Raw genomic sequence first — 24,353 nt, forward strand, 5'->3', positions numbered from 1 at the left:
TGCTTATTTAATCTTAATAACTATCTTTGATTTCAGAACTTATCTTAATGATCACTTATCAAATATTACCTAGGAAATTGAGGCAACCTTTTATTTGATTGAAAATATTTCTTTATTTCAATTTTTGCAATAGCTTCTTTGACGAAGTTATTTAAAATTTCCTCTCTCTTACTTATTTTGTATATCTTATCAACGACTTCCTGAATTCCTCCATCTCCCCAATCTTGACCATTCTTAAAATATTCAATCAAACTTAGTCCCACTATTCTTATTAACCAGCCTGCTGTAATTGATTGTATAGATTTAGATATTATTATTTTAGTTAAGCTTGTAGCTAGAGCAGGAGAAAGAATTGCAAGACCACCTTTTACTATCCCTAGTTTAGCCAATGTGCTTAGTAATGATTTTGATAAATCTTTTGCATCTTTTTTGGTAATTTTTATTTCATATATCTTTGATAATTCCATTATCATTTGAAGATTAACAGAGCTAGTAGTAAGGAAATCTACAGCAGGAAGTGGATTAACTAGTATTACACCTCCCGTTATCCACATATATTTTTTAATCACCTTATTTGACATTAAATATCTTTGTTCTTTCAAGAAATTTTTACTCTTAATGCCTAACTTATTTGATCGAAAAAGGATATTATCTGCCAATAACTCTTCACCATTATTATCTAAAGTTTCAATTATTTCCTTAAATAAACTTCCTACCTCTGGAATTAAATTTAAGGAATCTGATTTTCCATAACTATATTCTTGAGGTACTGCAATTGTTTGAACAACTGAAATATTATTTTTTCTAGCCGAAGTTATGTAATTTATATTTTCTTCGATAAGATTATTTTCATCACTAGACCTCAAATCACATTTATTTAGTACTATTATTATTTTTTTTCCTATTTTCAATAATTCTTTAATTAAATAGTTTTCGTATTTATTTATGTCTTGATCTAAAACAAAAAGGACTAAGTCAGAATTTGATGCTTCTAAAATTGTTACTTTTTCTCTTTCTTCGCCTAACTTAGATGGTTCGAATAATCCTGGAGTATCAATAATATTAATATTTCTTTTTAGGATTGGAATACTAATTTTATAACTATTAATTTGCTTTGTAGTACCTATTTTTGCTGATGTTTGTCCGACAATATTTTTTAATAAGGATCTTGCTAGGGATGTTTTACCTGAGGAACCTGCTCCAAAAAGAGTAACTTTATAATCCCCCATATTTAATTGAGACTCTAGTTTATTTTTTTGGTAATTTAAAAGTTCTACTTTTACCTGATCTTTAATTTTTTTATTGATTTTTTCAATACCTTCCAAACTTATCTTGGCTGCACCATATGTATTTTTGAATGAAAGTGTATTCTTTTTATTTTTGAATATAACTTTATAAATTATTTTTTTAAATAATTTTTTATCAATACTATAAAAGATATAAATAAATACTATTAAAAATAAGAGTGTATAAATATTTACTATTCTTATAAGTATCGAAAAGAAAATATATAGAAATAATATTAATAAAATATACTTTATATACTTTAATTTCAAGTAATCCATTTTATCGATTATTTTTAAATATGTTATAAAATAAAAAAATGAAACCAATATTAATAGATATATCAGCAATATTAAATATTGGAAAATTTATAATATTTATATTTATAAAATCAACCACGAAACCTTTATATATCCTATCTATACCATTACCAATTGTTCCGCCAAGAATAAAGCTGTAAGAATATAGATCAATTGCTTTTAAAGTATTTTTCCTAAATATTAAATAAATAAGTAATATTGAAAAAATTATACTTATTAAAGATAAAAATGTTCTACTACCACTAAATATATTAAATGCAGCTCCATAATTTTTTACAAAGTCTAATTTAAATACAAGAAAATCTTTATTAATAAATAATTTATTATTATAAATCATTAAATATTTCGTAAATTGATCTATTAGAACAATAAAAATACTTAAAGATAAAAAATATAATTTTGTTTGTATCTTATAAATCATTATCTGATTTTTTTTAAATGTTTAATAGGCTTAATAACTAATAATAGCGGTAAAAGCATTAAAAAATGATATCCAATTTTACCTACAGAGTATTTCCCTAAATTATATAAAAATATATTAAATTGACTGTAAAAAATAGTTTGTATAAGGTTGTAAAATATTCCTGTTAGATGCATAGCACCTATTGCTATAAATCCATTTATTAAAAAGTTGCCAATATTTATTTTATTTCTATTATTCAAAACATCAATTATTTTGATTAATGGATATACACCTAATAAATATCCAAAATTTGGAGTGAGAAGATATCCTATTGATCCTCCTTGATGAAATAATGGAGCAATAAATAACCCTAAAGTTAAATATATAGAAAATGCTCTGAAAACAACTTTTTTTTTAAAAATAAGTGTTAATAAAATTATGGTTGGAATTTGCCATGTGATAGGCAACACAAAGCTATTAGTAGATTTAAAGATAAAAGGTAGTGGAATATAGACAGGTAGCATTGATGTTATTACTAGTGATTGTAGACTCACCAATATCTCAATTAATTTATAAAAATTGAGCATGATTATAAATTTGATTTATAAACTTCTCAATGCAACAATTGGATCTAATTTAGAAGCTCTTTTTGCGGGTAAAACGCCAAAAATTAAACCAATTGATCCTGAAATGATCATGGTAGAAAAAGTTGTAGTAAATCCTACAGATGCAGGAAGTGGAGTTATAAGAGATAAAAGAAAGACACCTGATAATCCAGTTGTCGTTCCAATTAATCCTCCAATTGTAGATAAAATCAATGCCTCAATTAAAAATTGAATTAATATATCTGACTGTTTAGCTCCTATTGCTTTTCTAAGTCCAATTTCTTCAGTTCTTTCGCTAACAGAAACTAGCATAATATTCATGATTCCTATGCCTCCAACCACTAATGATACTGCCCCAATACCTGCCAATAAAAAAGTAAGTCCACTTGTTATGTTAGTAACTATATTTAAGGCATCTTCTTGTGATCTAACGGCAAAGTCATCATCTCTTATTATTTTATGTCTTTGCCTTAATAAATTAGTAATTTGAAATTTAGCAGCACTAGTTGAATTTTTATTTATCGCCTCCACACTGATGAAGCTTAAACTTACACCATATGTAGGATCCTTCCCAGTTATCCTATTTACCATTGTGGTTAGTGGAATATAAGCATTTTTGTCTTGATTACTTCCAAATACAGCCCCTTTTGGTTTTAATATTCCGATAATTTCATAAGTATGATCTTTAATTCTGATTTTTTTGCCAAGTGATGAAGATTTATCTTTAAAAAATTCGTCTTTAAGATCAGGACCTATTACTACATAACTTCTTGCACTATTAACATCACTTTTTGACAAAAATCTTCCCTTATCTATTTCAAAGCTTCTAACATCAAGAAACTCAGGAGTAACTCCTGCAATTGAGATATTTAGGCTTTTAGAATTTGATTGTACAATTTCATTAGCAGAGATTTGAGGAGCAACTTTTTTAACTGTTGGAACCTGATTACTTATTGCTACAGCATCTTCTAAAACAAGGTTTTTAGGAAATGTAATACCTCTTCTTCTTGTGTCATTATTGCCAGGAACAATGAATAAAACATTTGCACCTAAATTACTTAATTGGTTTTTTGCTAATGTTTGAGCACCTCTTCCAAGTCCAACAAGTGTAATAACTGATGCATTTCCAATAATTATTCCCAGCATTGTTAACGAACTTCTTAATTTGTTTGATACTAGGGTCTTCGTAGCCATGCCTAAGGCTTCTTTTATTGAGATATTCCTAGACATATTTATATTTATCTATTGCGTCATCATCTTCAATTTGACCCATGTATATAACACCTTCATTAAGCTGCAATGTAATAAGGTCTCCATTACTGATTTGATGATTATCTATATTTTCTAAATTACAAATTGTGGAAATCTTTTTATTATTTTTGTTATACAATGCATAAACATCATCTACATTTTGGTTCGTAACTATACCGACAATCTTTTTACTCAGTGGTATTAATTCCATTAATTCCTGTGGAACAAATATTATTTCTCCTGGACAAATTAAAGATATATCAAGATTATTTTTTATTATTCTTGCTTTACCTGTAACACCGATTTCCCCTATTGAAATTCCTCTTGAAACAATTTTCCTGACTAAACCGACTTTTATTAAATCTGTAGATCCACTTATACCAGTTAATGTACCTGCAGTTTGTACTACTAAATCTCCTTGATTTAATATCCCCATTTCTTGTGCAATTTGCATAGCTAAACTAAAAGTTTTAGCTGTTCTTTCATCATTTTTAACTACTATGGGAGTAACTCCCCAAACAAGTTGTAATCTTCTCGCTACACTTCTCTCAGTAGTAGTTGCCAATATAGGTGTTGGTGGTCTGAATTTACTTACATTTCGAGCAGTAGATCCTGATTTTGTTAATGGGATTATTGCGCCTGCGTCAAGTTGTCTAGCTATATTACTTACTGCTGCGCTAATAGCATTAGGGATAGTACTTGGTAAGTGACTCTCAATAGCTTTTAGTGGATAATCCCTTTCAATTCTTCTTGCTATGGTTGCCATGGTTTTTACTGCCTCTACAGGATAATCACCAACTGCAGTTTCGTTTGAAAGCATTACAGCATCTGTTCCATCAAGTATTGCATTGGCAACATCACTTACTTCGGCTCTTGTTGGTCTTGGATTAGAAGCCATAGAATCAAGCATTTGTGTCGCTGTAATTATTGGAATACCAAATGAATTAGCTTTTCTTATTAATTCCTTTTGTAAAAGAGGAACTTCTTCAGCAGGCATCTCGACTCCTAAATCACCTCTTGCAACCATTACACCATCACATAAGGGTAATACAGTATCAATTTGATCAATTGCTTCAAATTTTTCTATTTTTGCGACTACAGGAGTTGAATGGCCATTTTTGTTTATTAAATCCTTTATCTCGTTTATATCGGATGGATTTCTTACGAAACTTAGGGCTATCCAATCAACTCCTTCAGATAAACCGAATTTTAAATCCTCTTTATCTTTTTCTGTTAATGCTTTTACTGATAATTGAACATCTGGAAAGTTAACACCCTTGTTATTTGAAAGAACCCCCCCTACAGTAACTTGGCACTCTAATAGATTAGCTTCTATATCTACTTTTTTTACTATCATTTCTATTTTGCCATCATCTAAAAGTATTCTTTTCCCTTCACTAACTTCTTTAGAAAGATTGTCGTAGGTTACATTTGCAATAGTATTTGTACATTCAACTTCATTTGATGTAAGCGTAAATTTATCACCTTTTTTAACTTTTACTGGACCATCTTGAAAGCGCCCTAATCTTATTTTAGGTCCTTGAAGATCTTGTAATATTCCAATATCTATATCTAACTTTTTTGATACTTCTCTTATAGTTTTTATTCTTGCAGCATGATCTTTATGATCTCCATGTGAGAAATTTAACCTAAATGTTGTTACTCCAGCTTTTATTAAATCTGTAATTATCTCTTCAGATTGCGTTGCAGGCCCAATAGTAGCTACTATTTTTGTTCTTCTTTTTAAATCAATATTCGACATATATAAATAATATTGCTAGATATAAATAAATTTACCATACCCAAAGTTAGTTATTTAAGTCATGGATTTTAAAACTTATCAGAAAAAAGCAAGGGAAACGGCACAATATCCAGATATAGGTTCAAATAATATTTATCCAACTCTTGGATTAGTTGGAGAAGCCGGAGAGGTAGCTGAAAAAGTAAAAAAAGTTATAAGAGATAAAAATGGAATATTTGATAACGAATCAAAATTAGGTATAAAAAAAGAGTTGGGCGATGTCTTGTGGTATATCTCAAATCTTTGCACAGAATTAAATTTTAATTTAGAGGATGTGGCAATACAAAATCTTGAAAAATTAAAATTGAGAGCTGCTAAAGGAAAGATAAGCGGTTCTGGTGACGATAGATAAATTTAGCTATATCCTAAGCTTGCATATTGTAAATTTGTAATTAAGTTTTGAATAACATTTAAAAGTAAAAAAGCTAATAAAGATGAAATATCAAATCCACCTATGGGAGGAATGATACCTCTAAAAATATTTAAATATGGATCTGTGATAGAAGTTAATGCAGATAAAACACCGTTACTCCAATCTATACCGGGAAACCATGTGAGTAAAATTCTTATGATTAATATGAAGGAATAAATAGATAATGTTTGGCCTAGAACTGCTAAAATCTCAGATAACATTTTCTTATCGTAATTTTATACATCCTAACATTTACATATTATTGTTGCTTATTATTATGGCTTCCTATTTTTGAGAGATACTCATTACTCACAGCAAATGTTTGAAAAAATTTTTCTGATAATGATAACCAATATGATCTACCATCTTTTTGCTTCCGTTTCACAATAAATTTCTTTTCTAATAATTCTTTAATATGATCGTAAGCTCCTGAGCCTCGAAGAAGTATAAGATCCGATTGCAGAATCTTCTTTTTGATTGCGATAGTAGCCAATGTTCTTAATTCTGATGTTTTCAACTCAGAAGGCAGTAAATCTTCTACAAAATCATTGAGACTAGATTTTAGTTCGAGACAATAACTATTATTTACTTCATTCAATTCAATTGCCGAGTTTGGTTTAGAGTATTTATTTTTTAGATCTTTAATTGCATCATTTATTGAGTTAATATCAGAATTAGTAATTTCTGAGAGATCCTTTTTTGTTATTGGTCTGCCTTTTAAGTAAAGAACAGCCTCAATTCTGGTAACTAGATCTATATCAGATAGTTGCTTAGTAATTAGATCAGATTGATTAATTGTTATTACCGAAATCTCTCCTAATTTACCTCAAATTTATTCTGGTGCACCAAGAAACAATTTATATGTATCGTTTTTAGTTTCATCCCAATATTTATATCCTAAAATTTTCACAAAATTATCCCACTCAGTAATTTCAATCCTGTCGATTAATACTCCAATAACAATTTTTCCTACATCAGATCCATAATTCCTATAGTGGAATACACTTATTGACCAATTCGACTTCATATTTTTTAAGAAATTTATAAGAGCACCTGGTCTTTCAGGAAATTCAAATCTATATAACAACTCTACAAAATTTCTATTTTTCATCTCTTTAAATAATGGCAATCTTCCACCTACCATATGTCTAAGATGATTTTTAGATAATTCATCATCACTTATGTCAATAAATGGGTACTTCGAATTTTTAAATTGATCTAAAAGGTTTTTTTTATCAATTAATCCATAAACTTGTACTCCTACAAAGATCTGGGCATTTAAAGAGTTAGACATTCTGTAACTAAATTCAGTTAAATTTCTATTATTAAGCAACTGACAGAAATCAATTAAACTTCCAGCGTGTTCTGGAATTTCAACCGCCATCATAACCTCTTTACATTCTCCAAGTTCCGCCCTTTCTGCAACAAATCTAAGTCTTTCGAAGTTCATGTTAGCTCCACATGCAATTGCAACCATTCTTTTATCTACATGATTCGAATTGAAAATATCTTTTTTCATTCCAGCAATTGATAATGCCCCTGCAGGTTCTAGTATTGATCTAGTGTCTTCAAAAACGTCCTTTATTGCAGCACATATTTCATCTGTATTAACCCTAATCATCTTATCAATATATTTTTTCCCGATATCAAAAGTAATATTTCCAACTTTTTTAACAGCAACACCATCTGCAAATTGTCCTACCGAACATAATTCCACAATTTTTGATTCTTCCAAGGATTTTGACATAGCGTCAGCATCTTCAGGTTCGACTCCAATTATTTTTACTTCAGGCCAAATTTTTTTAATATATAAAGATATTCCTGATATCAATCCACCGCCTCCAACAGCAATATAAATTGCATATGGTTTCTCTCTTAGTTGTTGTTCAAGTTCAATAGCTATAGTTCCTTGTCCTGCTATTACATCTGGATCATCAAAAGGATGAATAAAGCATAAATTATTTTCTTTGCTAATCCTTATTGCTTCTTTGTAACTTTCATCATAATTATCTCCATACAATATAACTTTTGCTTTTAAATTTTTTACTGCATTAACTTTTACTAGAGGTGTTGTAATGGGCATTATTATGGTTGCTTGGCAATTTAACTTAAGAGCGCTAAGTGCAACACCTTGAGCATGATTTCCAGCACTTGAAGTGATTACTCCCTGAGTTAGCTCTGAACTGCAAAGCTTACTCATTTTGTTATATGCACCTCTTATTTTAAATGAAAAAACATCTTGAAGATCTTCTCTTTTTAGAAAAACTTCATTATTAAGTGTATTACTTAAATTATGAGCCTTCTCTAGGGGTGTTTTTTTTGCAACTTCATAGACTTTAGCTTGAAGTATTTTTTCAAAATAATCATTCATATATATATTTTTAGCATTAATTATTAATCTAATAAAACATTACATGATCTATTTCAAAAAAAATACTCATTTTGCACCTCGGCGTTTTAGATTATATAGATACCAATCTTTATTAAATGCTTTTAAGTGAGTTAAGTCATCCAAATCAACTTCATGGCTTAACAGTTTCACAATTAGAGGAAATTGCTTGTCAAATTAGAGAAAGGCATCTTCAAGTAGTATCTACTAGTGGAGGACATCTCGGTCCTGGATTAGGTGTAGTAGAGCTAACATTAGCTTTATATCAAACTCTTGATCTTGATTGCGACAAAGTTGTTTGGGATGTAGGACATCAAGCTTATCCCCATAAATTAATAACAGGACGTTTCGTTCAATTTGATACTCTTAGACAACAAAATGGAGTAGCTGGATATCTAAAAAGAAGCGAAAGTAAATTTGATCATTTTGGAGCTGGACATGCAAGTACTTCTATTTCTGCTGCTTTAGGAATGGCAATAGCAAGAGATAGAAAAGGTGAAAAGCATAAATGTGTAGCTGTTATTGGAGATGGAGCATTAACTGGAGGAATGGCATTAGAAGCTATAAATCATGCAGGTCACTTACCTAGTACTCCTTTAGTTGTAGTTTTAAATGATAATGATATGTCTATTTCACCACCAGTTGGAGCCCTTTCATCCTACTTAAATAAGGTAAGAGTTAGTCCATCACTAAAATTTTTATCCGATAGTGTTCAAGAAAGTGTAAAAAATATTCCATTACTTGGTAAGGATATTCCAGAAGAACTTAAAAATATTAAAGGAAGCGTTAGACGTTTAGCTGTGCCTAAGGTTGGAGCTGTTTTTGAAGAACTTGGATTTACATATATGGGCCCAATTGACGGTCATGATATTGGAAATTTAGTTAATACTTTTAACGCTGCTCATAAACTAAAAAAACCTGTACTTGTACATGTTGTCACAACAAAAGGGAAGGGTTACCCTTATGCAGAAGCTGATCAGGTTGGCTATCACGCACAATCTGCATTTGATCTGACAACTGGGAAATCTATTCCATCAAAAAAACCAAAGCCTGTCAGTTATAGTAAAATTTTCGGTCAAACCTTGTTAAAAATATGTGAACAAGATAGCAAAGTCGTAGGTATAACAGCAGCAATGGCTACAGGTACTGGTTTAGATATATTGCAAAAAAATATTCCAGATCAATATATCGATGTAGGTATAGCAGAACAACATGCAGTTACTCTTGCAGCAGGAATGTCGTGCGATGGTCTAAAACCTGTTGTAGCTATTTATAGCACTTTTCTTCAACGTGCATTCGATCAATTAATTCATGATGTAGGAATACAAAATTTACCTGTATCATTCGTACTTGATAGAGCTGGGATAGTTGGAGCTGACGGACCCACTCACCAAGGTCAATACGATATAAGCTATATGAGATCCATACCTAATTTTGTATTAATGGCGCCGAAGGATGAATCTGAATTACAAAGAATGTTAATAACATCTATTAATCACAAAGGCCCTACCGCTTTAAGAATTCCGAGAGGTTCTGGATTAGGTGTAGCCGTTATGGATGAAGGTTGGGAACCATTGAATATTGGCGAAGCTGAAATACTCGAAGAGGGAAATGATATTTTAATTATTGCTTATGGATCTATGGTAGCTGCCGCTATTGAAACAGCAGAGATTTTAAAAAGTATGAACATTAATGCATGTATTGTAAATGCAAGGTTTGTAAAACCTCTTGATGAAAATCTTATTATTCCTTTAGCGAGCAGGATTCAAAAAGTAGTAACTATGGAAGAAGGGACCTTAATAGGTGGATTTGGTTCTGCTGTCGTTGAATTATTTAACGATAATGAAGTAAAAATTCCTGTCTACAGAATTGGTATACCTGATGTTTTAGTAGATCATGCTTCACCTGATCAGAGTAAAGAAAAATTAGGTCTTATGCCTGATCAGATGGCAGATAAAATAATAAATAAATTTAAGTTGAATAATTAAAAAATATAATAACTATATTTTTATAAAACACCACGTGATGCTAATCCTAGGATTGCTCCAATCCCGAAAATATGACCTAAGCAATTTGCACCTACAACTGATGCGTGACTTAACCCACCATAGAATTTTGAATTAGGTATTTCAAAACCTTCATTCGGTTTTCTTATTGTTGCTCTTGCAATTGCATAAGCAAAAACATTACATAGTATCATTACGACGGCACACTTTGGAGACCAAGAAAAAGTTGCTGGATCTGCAGCTGCAAATAATGTAGTAAACATAAAAAATCGTTATTTTTATATATTGTCTAATACTTTTACCTAAAAAACACAAAATTGTAAAAGGTCTTAAGAGTTTTTTACTTCTAAGCTATTTAACAACTTTATAAATCCAAACAAAATAACAAAATCACTTAGAGTTAAGAAAGATTCTGCTAAACCATGCAGGAAGTCAACCTCAACAAGGGTTTTATCATAGAAATTTAGGGTGAAGATAGATACCAATATAGTTATCAATACGAATAAAACAGTTAAAGAAAACCCTGTTTTTACAATATTATTAATAAATTTGATTTTAAATAAGTAAAACAAAAATATTGCATATGGAATTATTGATACTGCGAATAATAATGTGTTATCAATTGAACCTAATTTTTCTATCAATTTTAAAAAAAATTCATTCATAAGTCTCTTTCTCTCTAAAAATCTTTATTGCAGCGAAGGCTAATGTTGAATTTCCAATAAATGTAAAAATTCCTTGAAGTGATACTAGACCGTAAAGATTTTCTTGGTTGTCATATATATGCCAAGTGATTGCACACATAGCACCTATTAAGTTTGGGACCATAGCGAGGCTTAACCAAAAAAATAAATTATATTTTTTATATGTGGAAATTTTGTTTATGACTAATATGGCAAAAATCCATTCTATTACTGATGAGATATGTATTATCCAAGTTCCAAATGATAATTCGTGCAAAATTTTATATTTTTTTCTTTAAAACGTTGAGAACTTCTTTGGCATGATTTATAGGTAAAACACTAATCCATCTATAAGAAATTTTTCCATCTGGAGAAATCAAAAAAGTATTTCTATCTGAGAATGGAGGAATCCAGGAACCATATTTATCACTAATAATTCCGTCAGGATCAGATAATAAAGTGTAATTTATTGATTTCTCGCTGCAGAAACTTTCGTGAGAATCTTGATTATCTGCGCTAATTCCAATAATTTCTGCATTATTTTTTGAAAAATCTTTTTTTAATTCTGAAAAACCTTTAGCTTCAAGAGTGCAACCTGCTGTAAAATCTTTAGGGTAAAAATAAATAACAAGCCATTTACCTTGAAAATCACTTAGTTCCCATGATGTTTTTGTTTTTATGTTTTTATTAAAACCTTCTAACTGAAAGTTTGGTGCCATATCACCAACTTCTGGGGCAAAATCGAAAGATAGGGCTGAATTACAATTGAATAAGAGAATAAATGGTAAAAATATACTTGCAACTAAATTTCTCATCAAGTTTAGAATTTTTTTAAATCAACTCCATTTGATTTAGCAAATTTATCTAAACCTACTTTTTGTATAGATTTTAGGGCTTTGGTACTTACTTTTATATTTACCCATTTTTTGCCCTCTTCCCACCATAGTCTTCTTTTTTGGAGATTAACTTGCTGCAATTTTTTTGTACGAATATGTGAGTGACTCACTGCCATCCCGTTATTAGCTTTTGATCCAGTTAGTTCGCAAACTCTTGACATATTTTTTAGTTATATCTTTAAAAATTTTAACACATGACTCAATTTGTTGAATTAAGTAATTCTGAAATTAATTCGGCATTATTATTTTGTAAAATAATTATCTGTTCTTGATCTAATCCACCAACGGAAAGCTTAGCCATATCGTAAACATGATTAACAATTTTAGATGCCAATGGATTTTCAATAGAATCTTTTTTATCAATAATTATTTTACTAGACGTAATTTTATTAAGACCAACAATAAGTGGATGTTCTTTATTAATTAAGAGCACATGGTATTCAGGTAAGCCAGGCATCTTTTGTTCCATGTAAGCGCCCATATCATTAATTCTTCTCATTTGTTCTGGAAGCAAGATCATAGCAGGTGGAGCATCTTTACTGGAAAGTGAGTGTACTTTAACTGTTACTTTCTCATTGTTAAGGGCCTTAACTATGGTATCTCTAAGATTATCTGTATTTGATTTGCCATCCTTATCTACAATTTCATTAGATTCTTTATCTTCTAGTTCATTTATTTCTGAATCTACTCTTTGGAATTGATAATCTTCATTTTTACTTTCCAACCATGGAAGAAATTGTGCGTCAATTAAGGGATCCGATTTAATAACTTCTTTATTATCAGATAAACAGATATTTAATGCACTTGACTGAGCAATTAAATCTGAACAATAAATAATTTTCTTAGAATCATTTATCTTATTACGTTCTTTGTAATTTGCGAGTGTAGTGAAATACTTATCATTGGACTTGATAAGGGATTTATTTTCAATATCTTTAGTTACGTCTTTCTCTGAATTTATTATTGTTTCAAAAATTATACTGCTATCAACTAAATCAGCAAATTTATCATCTTCGATTGCACCAATTTTAATAAAAGCAGAGATGGAATCCCAAATTTCTGCATAAAATTCTGGAGAATTTTTTATCAAATCCTTTAGTTTATTAGCAATCTTTTTTGAGATAAATGATGATATAGACCTTACTTTTCTATCTGTTTGTAATGCACTTCTACTAACATTTAAAGGTATATCTGTAGAGTCAATAACTCCTCTTAGAGGTAAAAGGTATTTTGGTACTATCTCTTTAATTGAATCGCTTACGAATACTTGATTGCAAAATAATTTAATTTCTCCCTTTTCCCAATCAGCTCTACCTGACAACTTGGGGAAATACAATATCCCTTGTATGTCATAAGGATAATCTGTATTTAGATGTATCCATAACAGTGGATCTCCCTGGAAAGGATAAAGGTATTTATATAACTCAATATAATCTTCATCTTTTAATTCATTAGGCTGTTTTCTCCAGGGAGGATTTTTCTTATTAATTATCTCACCTTCTAATAAGACATCTATTGGCATAAAGTCACAATATTTTTTTATTAGTGATTTAATTCTTTCAGGCTCGATAAACTCTTTTTCTTCTTCAAGTAGGTGAAGTATCACATCCGTACCAATGGACACTCTTTCTGATTCTTCTAACGTGAAATTTGGAGATCCATCACAAGACCATTTGAAAGCTTTAGATTCCCCAATTGCTGATTTAGTTAATATGTCAACTCTATCTGCCACCATGAAACTTGAATAAAAACCTAGACCAAAATGACCTATAAATTCATCATTATCTTTTTTATATTTTGTTAGGAATTCTTCAGCACTTGAAAATGCAACTTGGTTTATGTATTTCTTAATTTCTTCATCATTCATTCCAATTCCATTATCAGAAATTGTTAACGTATTTTGCTCACGGTTAATTGTTATTATTACTTGAGCCTCCTCAGTATTTTCACAATCACCTGCCATAGAGGCCATTCTTCTTTTACTGATTGCGTCAACACCATTACTAACAAGTTCTCTTAAAAAGATTTCATGGTCAGAATATACTGCCTTCTTGATAATTGGGAAAATATTTTCGGTATTAATACGAATTTCGCCTTTTTCCATTTAAATAAAAATCAAACATATAAATACTATTTCTTAAAAACTAGTTAATCAAGTTTAATTAGGAGTATTGTCCGAACAATATATGAATTTAAAGTTATGTAAATTTTTAAAAGGTTTTATTTAACCCATAAGATCTCACTACAATTATTTTCTTTCATTATTTGGTTGGCTTTAGCCAAGTCATCACAAGGATTTAGATACAAAATAGCTATATTGCCTCTTTTTTGTTGTACTTTCTGTTCATTCAAACCTTTTTCCAACAAATAAGCATCTTTAAACATCAATAAAATCTTTTTTTTATCTGTATTTTCTTCCCTAATGAAATTTCTTAAAATGTCTACTGAAATTGTAAATCCAATCCCATTAAAGATTTTCTCATTAGGACTAAAGAATCTTACTAACTCATCATATCTTCCGCCTTTTGCGATGACGCTTTTATTTTTACCATTATCCCCAATGAGTTGAAAAACTATTCCTTCATATAAATTCAGGTGAGGTTGAAAAGTAGGATCAAGTTGTAATTTAACTCCATATCTATTTGATATTTTTGATAATGTATCAAATAAAAAATTTAAGTCATCTAAAGTTTTACTAGTGCCATATATAGTTTTTAATTTTTTTAATATTGCAATTGGTTCTCCTCGTGTGAATAAAAGATCTTTAAGAATATATTTATCATCTTCATCAATCTCTAATTTAGATAAGTTATCTTGATCAAAATCAACCAGACTTTTCTTAATTTCTTCAAAATAATTATTCTTATATTTGTTCAATATCAACTCCATTATTTTTGTGGTACTAACTAGTAGAAATAAATTACAACCATCCTTCAAATTAATATTATCGATTGCATCAAACAATATATTAATAACTTCAATTTCTGGGCATTTTGTATCATATCCAATTAATTCAATTCCACTCTGCAGTTTTTCTTGTAACTTTATAGAATTTTTATTTTGTTTTTTATCAAAGACCATTCCATTGGTAAATAATCTTATAGGTCTTTTCTTATTTATTAATCTAGTAGATGACAATTTAACAATAGATGTGGTCATTTCTGGCCTAAGGCATAATGAATTATTACTAACTATTCCCACAACCTGATTTTCGTCAATAACGCCACGACCTTTTATCGTCTCTAAAGTATTTATAAATGAGGGTGAAACCTCTTCATAGCCCCATAGTTTATAAATACTATTTAAATTATTTATGATGTTTGAGTTATTTTTTACATCGACTAATTTAATTTCCTTTATATCTGTCATTTTTATATTTAACGAATTTTAGGTATAGAGATTTTTTTTAAATGGAGAGACATTATCTAGTTCATTTTTTAATTCATTCTCTAGGCTGGGAGAACAAGCTAAAATTCTTCCTGAATTTAAATTAAATTCGCCAGATGGATAATCAGAAATAATACCACCAGCCTCTTTAACAATAATAGCACCGGCCGCCAGGTCCCATACTTCTAATCCTCTTTCCCAGTATCCATCTACCTTACCTGCAGCAACAAATGCCAGATCAACTGCTGCTGCTCCTCCTCTTCTAACTCCTCTAGTTTTATGTGTTAAATAACAAAATTCAGCATAATTATTATCCTCTGTCTCAAATCTGTCATAAGAAAAACCAGTTACAAGTAGACTATCAGAAAGATTAGAGGGATTCGATACTTTAAGTTCACTATCATTGCAGAATGAACCTAAACCTATACAGGCTGAGTATAGTTCATTTAAATAAGGTACTGATATAGCCCCTATAATTGGCTTGTTTTTATATACAAGACCTACAGAAGTCCCAAAAAAAGGATATCCATGGGAATAATTTGTTGTACCGTCTAATGGGTCTATACACCAGGTTAAATCCGAAGATTTGGTTAATTTGCCCGATTCCTCTGCATTTATAGATATGTTGGGTGTAACTTCAACTATGTATTCCTTTATTTTATTTTCAACTTCCAAATCTACATTGGTAACTAGATCACCTTTCCTACCCTTTGATGATATTTTCTGTATTTTATTGTAATTAATTTTTAAAATTTTATTACCAATTTGTGCCGATTTCTTTGCTATTTCATACAAACTAGAAAAGTTTACTTGATTTGCAAGTTCCTCTATTTCACATAATTCAAACATAATAATTAATCTTCCTCAAATTCCCAAGGTGGGGCTACTCTTGTATTACCCCTACCAAAATATTGTCCAAATTGTAAATCGTACACTTCATCTTCATATGTAGTTTCAACCTCAATATCTGAAGTTGCTTTAGCAACACAAAGAAGTGCGTAACCTTTGTCTTTTAAAGCTTGAGATACACCCATGGCTTCAGGTTGTTGCAAAGTACCAGATATCATTTTAACTGCACAACTTGTACAACAACCATTTCTGCATGAAAATGCAAGTTTGAAACCTTTCTTTTCAAATTCTTTTAGTATGTACTCATCACTATTAACCTGTTCTTGATACACCTTTCCGGTTTCTTTATTTTTAATAGTGACTGTGAAAGTCTTTTTCAAATAACTTTCCTCAAAAATGGGATGATAAAAGGTTAAGATAGTTAACTTGGGAGAGGTGGCCGAGTGGTTGAAGGCGCAGCACTGGAAATGCTGTATAGGGGCAACTTTATCGAGGGTTCGAATCCCTCTCTCTCCGTTTTATTTTAGTTTATTTTGGTTAACTACACCAACAATTTTGTCTTTAAAGAATGTTTTAAAATAGATAGTAATCTTTTTGACAAGTTATAAATAATCTTATTTATTTAAATTAAGTTGAAAAAATTTGATTTTTACTATTATATGTAGATATCTAAGATAAAAATTAATTAAATTATTAGTAAATTTTGCTTTAATTTAGCGATCTAGAATCATGGGGCAAATAGTTGGAATTGATTTGGGTACTACTAACTCTGTTGTAGGAGTTATAGAAGCTGGTCGTCCAATTGTTATCGCAAATTCTGAAGGTTCTAGAACTACACCTTCAATAGTTGGATTTACAAAAGACAAAGAAATAGTAATAGGAGCACAAGCTAGAAGACAACTTGTTCTAAATCCAAAGAATACCTTTTATAACCTAAAAAGATTTATTGGTAGTGACTGGGATGAATTAGATGAGAATAGTATATCTGTTCCATATAATGTAAAGGCTAATACCACTGGAAGCGTAAGGGTTCTTAGTCCAAATACAGAAAGAGAATATGCTCCTGAAGAGTTAGTCAGCTCATTAATTAGAAAATTAATAAATGATGCTGAAACATATCTTGGAGACACTGTTGACTCTGCTGTTATTACAGTCCCTGCCTATTTCAATGAATCTCAAAGGCAAGCTACAAAGGATTCTGCAATATTGGCTGGAATCAAAGTAGATAGAATTCTAAATGAACCTACTGCAGCTGCTCTAGCTTATGGATTTGAAAAAAGTTCTTCAAATAATGTTTTAGTCTTTGATTTAGGGGGTGGGACATTTGACGTTTCATTATTAAAAATTTCAAATGGTGTATTTGATGTTAAAGCTACCTGCGGAGATACTCAACTAGGCGGAAATAATTTTGACTCAAAAATAGTAGATTGGATTGCTGAAAAATTTCTTGCTAACCATAATATTGATCTAAGAAGAGATAGACAAGCATTGCAAAGATTAACTGAAGCTGCTGAAAAAGCTAAATGTGAATTATCAGGATTACTAAAAACAAAGATATCCTTACCATTTATTACTACAAATAAAGAGGGGCCATTACATATTGAAGAGACATTAGATAGAAAATTATTTGAATCATTATCTCAAGATTTGTTAGATAGATTATTAGAGCCTGTCCAAATAGCCTTAGATGACTCTGGATGGGACGCTAAAGACATTGACGAGGTAGTTCTTGTCGGAGGCAGTACAAGAATACCAATGGTTCAACAATTAGTAAAAACTCTCGTTCCCAATGATCCCTGTCAATCTGTAAATCCAGATGAAGTTGTTGCAATAGGAGCAGCAATACAATCTGGAATAATTAGTGGTGATTTACAAGATCTACTGCTAAATGACGTTACACCTTTATCTTTAGGTTTAGAAACAATTGGTGGTCTAATGAAGGTACTTATACCTCGAAATACACCAATACCAGTAAGACAATCAGATGTTTTTAGTACTTCAGAGGCTAATCAATCCTCAGTAGTAGTTCAAGTAAGACAAGGTGAAAGGCCATTAGCATCTGAAAATAAATCACTTGGTAAATTTAGGTTATCAGGAATACCTCCAGCACCTAGAGGAATACCACAAGTTCAGGTAGCATTTGATATTGATGCCAATGGACTTTTAGAAGTAAGTGCAACTGATAGAACAACTGGAAGAAAGCAAACAGTTACCATTTCTGGAGGATCTAATTTAAATGAACAGGAAATTAATTCGATAATTGAAGAGGCTAAATCAAATGCTAATAAAGATAGAAAGAGGAGATCTATCATTGATAGGAAAAACAGTGCTTTAACTCTTATTGCACAAGCAGAGAGAAGACTAAGGGATGCATCATTAGAATTTGGACCTTATGGAGCCGAAAGACAACAAAGAGCTGTAGAATTAGCCATTCAAGATGTTGAAGAATATATAGATGATGATGATCCTCAAGAATTAGAAATTTCAGTAAGTGCTCTCCAAGAAGCATTATTTGGTTTAAACAGAAAATTTGCAGCAGAAAGGAAAACTGATAATAATCCATTACAGGGTATTAAAAATACATTTGGATCACTAAAGGATGAATTGTTTTCAGATGATTATTGGGATGATGACCCTTGGGATAATCGAATGAATAGAAATTATAGAAATTCAAGGTATGGTAATTCTAGGGACGATGATCCATGGGACAATGACTATTTCCTCTAAAAAAGACTATTTGTCGATTTTGGGTTTATCCCTTGATTTTGACGATAAAGAACTTAAAAAGGCCTTTCGCAGAGAGGCAAGAAAATGGCATCCAGATTTAAATAAAAATGATATTAATGCAGAAGAAAGATTTAAATTAATTAACGAAGCATATGAATACCTTAGTGATCCAAATAAAAGAAATGAAAGTTCGAATGTAAATAGTCAGGATGATTATAAAAATAATAATTTCACAACAGGTTTTCCTGATTTTCAAGATTATCTTGATTCATTATTTGGATATGAATATAACCCTGAGAATTATGAAAAAAACAGTAACGAACAATTTGATGATGAATCCATAAATATAGATAATGATGAGTTTGATAATTATGAATACCCTACAACATCTCCTGAAGAACCACCTCCAGTTAAACTTCACCAAGATATCGAAACGATTATAGAATTAACTCCTGATGAGGCCTTAAGTGGAGCATCTATTTTAATAGAACTTGAAGATCAAACTGTAGTTGAAGTTGATACACCACCTTTTGCTGGAGATGGATGGAGATTAAGACTTGAAAATATTGCAAGGGGAGGAAAAGACCATTATTTGCAGTTAAAAGTTCAAACGGAAAGTGGTCTAAGAATTGATGGTTTAAGAGTTCTTTATAAATTAGAGTTATTTCCTCATGATGCTCTTCTTGGATGTGCAGTAGAAGTTCCTACCCTTAATGGAAATGTAACACTTCAAGTACCTCCAAAATCATCTACCGGAAGAATGTTACGTTTAAAAGGTAGGGGTTTAAAGTTCGAGGATAATGTAGGTGATCAATATGTTGAAATCTTGGTAGTTATACCTGCTGATATTAATGATGAAGAAATTGCTTTATATACAAGATTACAAGAATTGTCACTTTCTGATTCTTAATCAAATATTATATAAAAAGAAAAATTTACGCTTATGAACGTATTTGTTCTTTTATACAATTCAGGAACAGATAAGGAAGGAATTCATTCAATCGAGCTTAAAGGAAGAACTATAGTTCTTATGTTTGAAGAGAAAGATGATGCGACAAGATACTGTGGCCTCCTTGAAGCTCAAGATTTCCCTTTGCCAACAGTAGAAAAGATAGACGTAGAAGAAATAAAAGATTTCTGTATTAAATTAGATTATGAATGTAAAATTGTGGAGAAAAACTTTGTACCTAAAACGGCCGAAGATAGGTTATTAATTTCTCCACCTCAGAAAAACCTAGAAGTGAATGATTGGAATAAAAATAGTAATAATGATGAAAAAATTGATATAAATACCATTAAGGAAAACCTTGAAAAGTTACTTTAAGTATTAAAATGTTAGATATTTAATAAAAAATAAAAAATGACAAAAGCATTATTTGAAACAGAAGTTGGAGACATTAATATTGAATTTTTCTCTGAAGACGCACCTAATACAGTTAAAAACTTCACGCAGTTGATTAGTGATGGATTTTATGATGGTTTAGCATTTCACAGAGTTATTCCTGGATTTATGGCTCAAGGTGGATGTCCAAATACTCGTGATGGGGCATCTGGTATGCCTGGGACTGGAGGCCCAGGATATAATATTAGATGTGAAATAAATTCAAATAAACATCTTAAAGGCTCACTATCTATGGCTCATGCAGGAAAGGATACAGGAGGTAGTCAGTTTTTTATAGTTTATGAACCACAGCCTCATCTCGATGGAGTTCATACAGTTTTTGGCAAGACAGATGATATGGATGTAGTGCTAAAACTTAGTAATGGTTCGAAAATTTTAAAAGCAACTTTAAAATAGAAAATTAACCTTCAAAAACAATACTAAATGTCTCTTTATCTAGATTAAATTTTCTCGTAGATGAATATAAGATTTCATTATTAATAGTAAATTTAGTATTGATTAATTTGATGCTACTTTTTGGGTGTAATGCTTGTTCAATGTTTCTAGAAACAATAATTCCAATTTTCGTACTATTTTCATAATTGGATAAAAATTGAATAAATAATTCTATATTCTTTATTTCTTCATCAGTAATGTTGGAATTGGTTCTATTCCGATCATGTAAAATTCGCCATACTAATTTTGGTCGATTCCAAAAAGCCAATAATCTTGGGGTACTTTCAAGTTTAATATTAATGTTCTTATCATTACAGAATTTAATAACGTTATTTTTTATTGGAACTAGGTCAATAGATTTATATTTTCCATCAAGAAAAATTGATATAAACGGATCGATATTTCTCGAATTAGGATCATCTTCATCAATCATGTGCCCTAGCTTCGTTTTTTTTACACTCAAATATTCTGCATTATTATCATTTGGACAAATTACTAATGGAACTCTCTCAATAACCTCTATTCCATAACCACCTAATCCAGCAATCTTTCTAGGATTGTTTGTAAGTAATTTTAGTTTTTTTATCCCTAGATCGGTTAATATCTGTGCTCCAACTCCATAATTTCTGAGATCAGCTGGAAAACCTAATTTTTCATTAGCTTCTACAGTGTCTAATCCACCATCCTGCAAACTATAAGCTTTTAATTTATTTATTAGACCAATACCTCTGCCCTCTTGTCTTAAGTAAACAACAACTCCCTCTTCCTCCTTTTCTATCCGTGATAAAGCTGCCTCAAGCTGTGGTCTACAATCACAACGTAATGATCCAAAAGCATCGCCAGTTAAACATTCTGAATGCATTCTTACTAGTACAGGTTCATTTAGTTTTGATGATTTTTGTTTAACTAATGCGATGTGCTCTGAACCATCGAGTTCATTAACATATCCATAAGCTTTGAAATTACCAAAGATACTTGGAAGCACAGCATCGGATTTTCTAAATACAAATCTCTCAGTTTGAAACCGATAACTTATTAAATCAGCTATGGATATTAATTTCATTCCCCACTGTTTTGCATACTCTTTAAGTTGTGGAAGTCTTGACATGGAACCGTCAGAATTTTGTATTTCACAAATCACTCCAGCGGGATAAAGACCTGACATTGCAGCAATATCTACTGCCGCTTCGGTATGACCTGCTCTTTTTAATACTCCACCTTTTTTAGCTCTTAATGGAAAAACATGTCCTGGCCTTCTTAAATCATCAGGTTTTGTATTTGGGTTTATTGCAACTTGAATAGTCTTTGCCCTGTCTTCAGCTGAAATTCCAGTAGTAACATTATTTTCAGGTCCAGCATCAATTGATATCGTAAAAGCTGTTTGATTTTCATCTGTATTTCTATCTACCATTAATGGTAAATCTAAGGAGTCAAGTTTTTCACCTTGCATAGCTAGGCATATAAGACCTCGTCCCTCAGTCGCCATAAAATTAATTTGCTGTGGAGTCGCAAACTGAGCCGCACATATTAAATCTCCTTCATTTTCTCTTCTTTCATCATCTACAACAATTATGCATTCACCATTTCTTATAGCAGCCAACGCATCACTGATAGGATCAAATTCAATTTTAAAAGATTCATTTATATCCAAAATTGTTCCATTATTTGATTTGGGACTTGTTTCTTTCATTATTCCTATCAATATAGAAAAAAAGTGTTTTAGTTACTTTAAATTCAACACTTTATAATCCTATCTCAAAGTCTGCCAATTCAAAGAAATGAATGTTGCAATAGTAGGTGCTACAGGTTACGGCGGTATTCAAGCGGTAAATCTTTTAAAGAAAATTAAAAAATACAAAATTTCATTTTTGGGAGGTAATAAAACATCTGGATCAAAGTGGAATGATAATTTCCCTTTTCTTTATCTAGATAATGATCCTTATATAGAAGAAATTTCAGTAGATAATATTTCAAATAATGCAGATGTTGCTCTGCTTTGCTTACCAAATGGCCTATCTTCAACATTGACGAGGAAATTATTAGATAGAGGAGTTAGAGTTATTGATTTATCTGCTGATTATAGATATAAGTCCTTAGATGAATGGAAAAAAGTTTATTCCAAAGAAGCTTCTATTTATAAAAGGAACGATGATGATTTATGTAAAGAGGCAGTCTACGGACTTCCTGAGATAAATAAAGAAGCCATTTCAAAAGCTAGATTAATTGCATGTCCAGGATGTTATCCAACATCTGCTCTTATTCCATTAGCTCCTTATCTTTCGCAAGGTATTATTGAAAATGAAGGTATAGTTATTGATTCTAAAAGCGGAACCTCTGGAGGTGGTCGAGAACCTAACCAAAAGCTACTCTTATCAGAATGTGGAGAAGGACTATCAGCATATGGATTGATAAATCATAGACATACCTCAGAAATCGAGCAAATAGCATCCTTAATTTCTGGAAATAATATTGAACTGCTTTTTACACCTCATTTGGTTCCAATATCAAGAGGTATGCACTCGACTATATATGGGAGACTAAGAGATCCAGGATTAACATCTGATGATTGCAGAATTCTTTTGGATAATTATTATAGAAATTTCAAAAATATTATAGTTTTACCTGTAGATACCTTCCCATCAACAAAATGGGTTAAAAATACAAATAAAATTTTCCTGTCTGTTAAGGTTGATATTCGAAATGGAAGGATTATTATTTTATCTGTAATCGATAATTTGTTAAAAGGACAGACTGGGCAAGCAATTCAAAATTTAAATATCATGAGTGGGTTTTCAATGGATGAAGGTCTTGATTTACCTAATAATTTTCCATAAAATTACTTCTTATCAAAAAACCAGCTTGAGAGATTGAATGAGGTAAAATTTTATGCTCAAGCATATGTATTCTTTTGGAAAGTGATTCAATATCATCATCATCTGTAATTGACAATGCAGCTTGCATTATCAAAGATCCACTATCTACCTCCTCATCAACAAAATGTACTGAACAACCAGTTATTTTTGAACCATTTAATATAGAGTCCTCTATTGCAGAACAACCTTTATATGCAGGAAGTAATGATGGGTGAATATTTATAATTTTATTCTTAAATTTGTTAATAAAAAATGGAGTGACAACTTTCATCCAGCCAGCCATTACAACAAGTTCAACATCGTAGTAATTTAATGTATTTATAATCTCTAATTCAAATTGCTCTTTTTGCAGAAAGTCTTTCCCTCTTATTATTTTATGAGGTATTTTTGCACTTTCAGCTCTTTTTATACAACCTGCATCATCTTTGTTAGTTATAAGAACTTTTATATCTATATCAAATTCTCCTTTATTTGAGAGATTAATTAACTCCTGAAAGTTTGTTCCTTTTCCAGAAGCAAGTACACCTATTTTTAATTTTGGTGAAAATCTTCTAAATTCAGATATCTCAGGAGAAATTATGTAATTAAATGATTTTTCCAAAGTTTTTTATCCAATGATAAATTCATATG

At 30.7% G+C, this 24,353-nt stretch carries 26 protein-coding genes and 1 tRNA gene; 8 read left to right on the forward strand and 19 right to left on the reverse strand.

Features of this window, described 5'->3' with window-relative positions; all coding sequences use genetic code 11:
• Positions 1-65: 65 nt before the first annotated feature.
• Genes EU91_RS04335 through pyk form a run of 5 tightly spaced genes read right to left on the reverse strand, consistent with a single transcriptional unit; the run spans position 66 to position 5,625 of the window.
• Entirely contained in the window at positions 66-1,565 is a 1,500-nt protein-coding gene (locus tag EU91_RS04335; protein WP_032524546.1) for a GTP-binding protein, read from the reverse strand.
• Position 1,566: 1 nt separating this feature from the next.
• Positions 1,567-2,025 carry a signal peptidase II gene (gene lspA / locus EU91_RS04330; protein ID WP_032524413.1) on the reverse strand — a complete coding sequence of 153 codons (459 nt, stop codon included), beginning with the start codon at positions 2,023-2,025 and terminating at the stop codon, positions 1,567-1,569.
• Positions 2,025-2,561, reverse strand: coding sequence for a biotin transporter BioY (locus tag EU91_RS0108585; RefSeq protein ID WP_241433931.1), 537 nt, complete (start codon positions 2,559-2,561; stop codon positions 2,025-2,027). The genes lspA and EU91_RS0108585 overlap by 1 nt, the downstream gene beginning before the upstream one ends.
• Positions 2,562-2,609: 48 nt before the next feature.
• Positions 2,610-3,842, reverse strand: a complete 1,233-nt coding sequence (locus EU91_RS04325; RefSeq protein WP_032524415.1) for an ABC transporter permease — start codon at positions 3,840-3,842, stop codon at positions 2,610-2,612.
• Complete coding sequence (pyk, locus tag EU91_RS04320; RefSeq protein ID WP_032524417.1) at positions 3,835-5,625, reverse strand: pyruvate kinase; 1,791 nt, start codon at positions 5,623-5,625, stop codon at positions 3,835-3,837. Before pyk ends, EU91_RS04325 begins: the two co-directional genes overlap by 8 nt.
• Before the next feature lie 61 nt (positions 5,626-5,686).
• Between pyk and EU91_RS04315 the strand changes: the two genes are divergently transcribed.
• Entirely contained in the window at positions 5,687-6,016 is a 330-nt protein-coding gene (locus EU91_RS04315) for a nucleoside triphosphate pyrophosphohydrolase family protein (protein WP_032524418.1), read from the forward strand.
• Between the two features lie 2 nt (positions 6,017-6,018).
• On the opposite strand, the gene EU91_RS04310 is transcribed toward EU91_RS04315, so the two are convergent.
• The 3 genes from EU91_RS04310 to ilvA form a co-directional block, all read right to left on the reverse strand.
• Entirely contained in the window at positions 6,019-6,297 is a 279-nt protein-coding gene (locus EU91_RS04310; protein ID WP_032524419.1) for a YggT family protein, read from the reverse strand.
• A gap of 38 nt (positions 6,298-6,335) precedes the next feature.
• Entirely contained in the window at positions 6,336-6,833 is a 498-nt protein-coding gene (scpB, locus tag EU91_RS0108590) for an SMC-Scp complex subunit ScpB (RefSeq protein WP_032524420.1), read from the reverse strand.
• 75 nt (positions 6,834-6,908) lie between these two features.
• Positions 6,909-8,447 carry a threonine ammonia-lyase, biosynthetic gene (gene ilvA / locus EU91_RS04305; protein ID WP_032524421.1) on the reverse strand — a complete coding sequence of 513 codons (1,539 nt, stop codon included), beginning with the start codon at positions 8,445-8,447 and terminating at the stop codon, positions 6,909-6,911.
• 116 nt (positions 8,448-8,563) lie between these two features.
• On the opposite strand from ilvA, the gene dxs reads away from it, so the two are divergent.
• Positions 8,564-10,453: a 1-deoxy-D-xylulose-5-phosphate synthase gene (dxs, locus tag EU91_RS04300; protein ID WP_032524422.1), complete on the forward strand. Its 1,890-nt coding sequence runs from the start codon at positions 8,564-8,566 to the stop codon at positions 10,451-10,453.
• Between the two features lie 20 nt (positions 10,454-10,473).
• On the opposite strand, the gene psaK is transcribed toward dxs, so the two are convergent.
• From psaK to EU91_RS04260, 9 genes are all read right to left on the reverse strand, one after another.
• Complete coding sequence (psaK, locus tag EU91_RS04295) at positions 10,474-10,734, reverse strand: photosystem I reaction center subunit PsaK (protein WP_032524423.1); 261 nt, start codon at positions 10,732-10,734, stop codon at positions 10,474-10,476.
• 66 nt (positions 10,735-10,800) lie between these two features.
• On the reverse strand, positions 10,801-11,136 hold the full coding sequence (locus EU91_RS04290; RefSeq protein ID WP_032524424.1) for a DUF3593 domain-containing protein: 336 nt from the start codon (positions 11,134-11,136) through the stop codon (positions 10,801-10,803).
• Positions 11,129-11,431 carry a DUF2499 domain-containing protein gene (locus EU91_RS0108595; protein WP_032524425.1) on the reverse strand — a complete coding sequence of 101 codons (303 nt, stop codon included), beginning with the start codon at positions 11,429-11,431 and terminating at the stop codon, positions 11,129-11,131. Before EU91_RS0108595 ends, EU91_RS04290 begins: the two co-directional genes overlap by 8 nt.
• 4 nt (positions 11,432-11,435) lie before the next feature.
• A complete protein-coding gene (locus tag EU91_RS04285; protein WP_032524427.1) occupies positions 11,436-11,969 on the reverse strand; it encodes a peroxiredoxin in 534 nt (177 codons plus the stop codon).
• A 5-nt stretch (positions 11,970-11,974) separates the two neighbouring features.
• Positions 11,975-12,211, reverse strand: a complete 237-nt coding sequence (gene rpmB, locus EU91_RS04280) for a 50S ribosomal protein L28 (protein WP_032524428.1) — start codon at positions 12,209-12,211, stop codon at positions 11,975-11,977.
• Positions 12,212-12,249: 38 nt separating this feature from the next.
• Positions 12,250-14,154 carry a molecular chaperone HtpG gene (gene htpG, locus EU91_RS04275; protein ID WP_032524429.1) on the reverse strand — a complete coding sequence of 635 codons (1,905 nt, stop codon included), beginning with the start codon at positions 14,152-14,154 and terminating at the stop codon, positions 12,250-12,252.
• A gap of 116 nt (positions 14,155-14,270) precedes the next feature.
• Entirely contained in the window at positions 14,271-15,419 is a 1,149-nt protein-coding gene (locus EU91_RS04270; protein ID WP_032524430.1) for an ATP phosphoribosyltransferase regulatory subunit, read from the reverse strand.
• An 18-nt stretch (positions 15,420-15,437) separates the two neighbouring features.
• Positions 15,438-16,286 carry an inositol monophosphatase family protein gene (locus EU91_RS04265; protein ID WP_032524431.1) on the reverse strand — a complete coding sequence of 283 codons (849 nt, stop codon included), beginning with the start codon at positions 16,284-16,286 and terminating at the stop codon, positions 15,438-15,440.
• A 5-nt stretch (positions 16,287-16,291) separates the two neighbouring features.
• The gene (locus tag EU91_RS04260; RefSeq protein WP_032524432.1) at positions 16,292-16,666 is read right to left on the reverse strand and encodes a 2Fe-2S iron-sulfur cluster-binding protein; all 375 of its coding nucleotides are present in this window, start codon (positions 16,664-16,666) and stop codon (positions 16,292-16,294) included.
• Between the two features lie 49 nt (positions 16,667-16,715).
• On the opposite strand from EU91_RS04260, the gene EU91_RS04255 reads away from it, so the two are divergent.
• The 5 genes from EU91_RS04255 (at position 16,716) to EU91_RS04235 (ending at position 20,811) form a co-directional block, all read left to right on the forward strand.
• Positions 16,716-16,802: transfer RNA gene (locus EU91_RS04255), tRNA-Ser, on the forward strand.
• Positions 16,803-17,015: 213 nt separating this feature from the next.
• A complete protein-coding gene (gene dnaK / locus EU91_RS04250; RefSeq protein ID WP_032524433.1) occupies positions 17,016-19,013 on the forward strand; it encodes a molecular chaperone DnaK in 1,998 nt (665 codons plus the stop codon).
• Positions 18,964-19,923, forward strand: coding sequence for a DnaJ C-terminal domain-containing protein (locus tag EU91_RS04245; protein ID WP_032524434.1), 960 nt, complete (start codon positions 18,964-18,966; stop codon positions 19,921-19,923). The genes dnaK and EU91_RS04245 overlap by 50 nt, the downstream gene beginning before the upstream one ends.
• 33 nt (positions 19,924-19,956) lie before the next feature.
• A complete protein-coding gene (locus EU91_RS04240; RefSeq protein ID WP_032524435.1) occupies positions 19,957-20,337 on the forward strand; it encodes a DUF3110 domain-containing protein in 381 nt (126 codons plus the stop codon).
• Positions 20,338-20,373: 36 nt separating this feature from the next.
• Positions 20,374-20,811 (forward strand): peptidylprolyl isomerase, encoded by a 438-nt coding sequence (locus tag EU91_RS04235; protein ID WP_032524436.1) that lies wholly within the window; start codon positions 20,374-20,376, stop codon positions 20,809-20,811.
• A gap of 4 nt (positions 20,812-20,815) precedes the next feature.
• Here EU91_RS04235 and ribBA read toward each other — a convergent pair whose 3' ends face one another.
• Complete coding sequence (gene ribBA, locus EU91_RS04230) at positions 20,816-22,540, reverse strand: bifunctional 3,4-dihydroxy-2-butanone-4-phosphate synthase/GTP cyclohydrolase II (RefSeq protein WP_032524437.1); 1,725 nt, start codon at positions 22,538-22,540, stop codon at positions 20,816-20,818.
• Between the two features lie 88 nt (positions 22,541-22,628).
• Here ribBA and argC point away from each other — a divergent pair, with 88 nt between their 5' ends.
• Positions 22,629-23,684 carry an N-acetyl-gamma-glutamyl-phosphate reductase gene (gene argC / locus EU91_RS04225; RefSeq protein WP_032524438.1) on the forward strand — a complete coding sequence of 352 codons (1,056 nt, stop codon included), beginning with the start codon at positions 22,629-22,631 and terminating at the stop codon, positions 23,682-23,684.
• Here argC and purN read toward each other — a convergent pair.
• A complete protein-coding gene (purN, locus tag EU91_RS04220) occupies positions 23,668-24,324 on the reverse strand; it encodes a phosphoribosylglycinamide formyltransferase (RefSeq protein WP_032524439.1) in 657 nt (218 codons plus the stop codon). The genes argC and purN overlap by 17 nt on opposite strands.
• Between the last annotated feature and the right edge of the window lie 29 nt (positions 24,325-24,353).

Origin of the sequence: Prochlorococcus marinus str. GP2 (assembly GCF_000759885.1) — a bacterium.
Classification (GTDB): domain Bacteria; phylum Cyanobacteriota; class Cyanobacteriia; order PCC-6307; family Cyanobiaceae; genus Prochlorococcus_A; species Prochlorococcus_A marinus_J.

Excerpts from the sequence above, each read along its gene's own strand:
- EU91_RS04245 (WP_032524434.1), top strand. The coding sequence starts at position 18,964 with ATGGTAATTCTAGGGACGATGATCCATGGGACAATGACTATTTCCTCT.
- EU91_RS04315 (WP_032524418.1), top strand. The coding sequence starts at position 5,687 with ATGGATTTTAAAACTTATCAGAAAAAAGCAAGGGAAACGGCACAATAT.
- EU91_RS04240 (WP_032524435.1), top strand. The coding sequence starts at position 19,957 with ATGAACGTATTTGTTCTTTTATACAATTCAGGAACAGATAAGGAAGGA.
- argC (WP_032524438.1), top strand. The coding sequence starts at position 22,629 with ATGAATGTTGCAATAGTAGGTGCTACAGGTTACGGCGGTATTCAAGCG.
- rpmB (WP_032524428.1), bottom strand. The coding sequence starts at position 12,211 with ATGTCAAGAGTTTGCGAACTAACTGGATCAAAAGCTAATAACGGGATG.
- psaK (WP_032524423.1), bottom strand. The coding sequence starts at position 10,734 with ATGTTTACTACATTATTTGCAGCTGCAGATCCAGCAACTTTTTCTTGG.
- pyk (WP_032524417.1), bottom strand. The coding sequence starts at position 5,625 with ATGTCGAATATTGATTTAAAAAGAAGAACAAAAATAGTAGCTACTATT.
- EU91_RS04325 (WP_032524415.1), bottom strand. The coding sequence starts at position 3,842 with ATGTCTAGGAATATCTCAATAAAAGAAGCCTTAGGCATGGCTACGAAG.
- ribBA (WP_032524437.1), bottom strand. The coding sequence starts at position 22,540 with ATGAAAGAAACAAGTCCCAAATCAAATAATGGAACAATTTTGGATATA.
- ilvA (WP_032524421.1), bottom strand. The coding sequence starts at position 8,447 with ATGAATGATTATTTTGAAAAAATACTTCAAGCTAAAGTCTATGAAGTT.
- EU91_RS04285 (WP_032524427.1), bottom strand. The coding sequence starts at position 11,969 with ATGAGAAATTTAGTTGCAAGTATATTTTTACCATTTATTCTCTTATTC.
- EU91_RS04310 (WP_032524419.1), bottom strand. The coding sequence starts at position 6,297 with ATGTTATCTGAGATTTTAGCAGTTCTAGGCCAAACATTATCTATTTAT.
- htpG (WP_032524429.1), bottom strand. The coding sequence starts at position 14,154 with ATGGAAAAAGGCGAAATTCGTATTAATACCGAAAATATTTTCCCAATT.
- lspA (WP_032524413.1), bottom strand. The coding sequence starts at position 2,025 with ATGATTTATAAGATACAAACAAAATTATATTTTTTATCTTTAAGTATT.
- EU91_RS04335 (WP_032524546.1), bottom strand. The coding sequence starts at position 1,565 with ATGGATTACTTGAAATTAAAGTATATAAAGTATATTTTATTAATATTA.
- EU91_RS04265 (WP_032524431.1), bottom strand. The coding sequence starts at position 16,286 with ATGTTTGAATTATGTGAAATAGAGGAACTTGCAAATCAAGTAAACTTT.
- EU91_RS04270 (WP_032524430.1), bottom strand. The coding sequence starts at position 15,419 with ATGACAGATATAAAGGAAATTAAATTAGTCGATGTAAAAAATAACTCA.
- dnaK (WP_032524433.1), top strand. The coding sequence starts at position 17,016 with ATGGGGCAAATAGTTGGAATTGATTTGGGTACTACTAACTCTGTTGTA.
- dxs (WP_032524422.1), top strand. The coding sequence starts at position 8,564 with ATGCTTTTAAGTGAGTTAAGTCATCCAAATCAACTTCATGGCTTAACA.
- EU91_RS04290 (WP_032524424.1), bottom strand. The coding sequence starts at position 11,136 with ATGAATGAATTTTTTTTAAAATTGATAGAAAAATTAGGTTCAATTGAT.
- EU91_RS04235 (WP_032524436.1), top strand. The coding sequence starts at position 20,374 with ATGACAAAAGCATTATTTGAAACAGAAGTTGGAGACATTAATATTGAA.